Here is a 1,073-nt window from a genome sequence, read left to right on the forward strand (position 1 = left end):
GGTGATATCAGGATACCTCTTGGGCAAGCGCGGCGGTGCGTCCAATTGGAGCGGTGCTTTTTGGGGTGGAAATATATCTACATGTAAGTACCAATCCTCCTGAGTCAGCAGCAACCAGATTTGTTTGAGGGTTTTAAATTTTCGCGGCAATTTCCCCATAAACAAAAGCCAACCACCGGCAATTTTTTTTTAGCTCATGCCTGGGTTCGATGCAAGTTTTAGCACTCTCTTAAAACCGGGGCGATCGACGGGGGAAATATCCGCACGGTAGACCCTGGTTTGGGCTGACAACAGTTGTGCTTTTAACTCCTGAATTTCAGCTTTTAGCTCCGGGTTTTCCAGGTTTAGTTTTTTGATATCGTCGGCTTCGTTCACACAAACCTCTCTAAATTATCAAGTTCCCCTGCGCCTACTTTCCGGTTTCCCTATCCGGTGGTATCTGTTGTTTAGCCCTGAGGGACTTATGGGGGAAGAAAGGCTCGCAGAACGCCATCGGTGCGAGCCTAGTGAGACCGCCTTTACTTGTTCGTATCAATTCATGCTGGCTAGACGTTTAAGCCGGTCATCACCTCCTTAAAGAGTTTTTATCTAGTTTTCTAGTTGCCCGTTTTTTGGTTCTCCAACTACAGTCTGAAGTAATGTCGTCAATCGACCTACGCAGGTGATAGTTGCGCTCCCAGCGCGGGTAAAACCTGTCCTCTGGAAATTCCTTGCATAATTGAGCTGCGCGCTGCATTGCTTGACAACAGTGGTTAAACATTGCCACAACTTCGGGCGAGCAACCGTATCGATATCGCACTACAAGCCACATAGTTATTCCTGATTGATGGGTGAGGAAAGGGGTATGCGGCAGCTATAGCGATACCCCAAAGTTTGGAGAGGTTGTGATTGAGAACTATTAGAGGTTTAACGGCTGATGCCGCCCATAGCAATTCCTCCTGAGAATGGGTAATTTGTTGTTATTCGATTGTGGAAGTTGTTCCCGCACTTGGGGGGGAACGCGGCGAAAGCTGCCTGGGTTGCTCCTGATTTACCGCCGCTGGGTTTGGGGCGTCCCTCCTGGTGGGGAGGGG

At 49.0% G+C, this 1,073-nt stretch carries 1 protein-coding gene; it reads right to left on the minus strand.

The window, feature by feature from the left end; translation table 11 throughout:
* Positions 1-189 precede the first annotated feature (189 nt).
* Positions 190-375, minus strand: coding sequence for a hypothetical protein (locus MiSe_RS49250; RefSeq protein WP_226594878.1), 186 nt, complete (start codon positions 373-375; stop codon positions 190-192).
* Positions 376-1,073 lie beyond the last annotated feature (698 nt).

Source organism: Microseira wollei NIES-4236 (assembly GCF_020521235.1).
In the GTDB taxonomy this organism is placed as follows: Bacteria; Cyanobacteriota; Cyanobacteriia; order Cyanobacteriales; family Aerosakkonemataceae; genus Microseira; species Microseira wollei.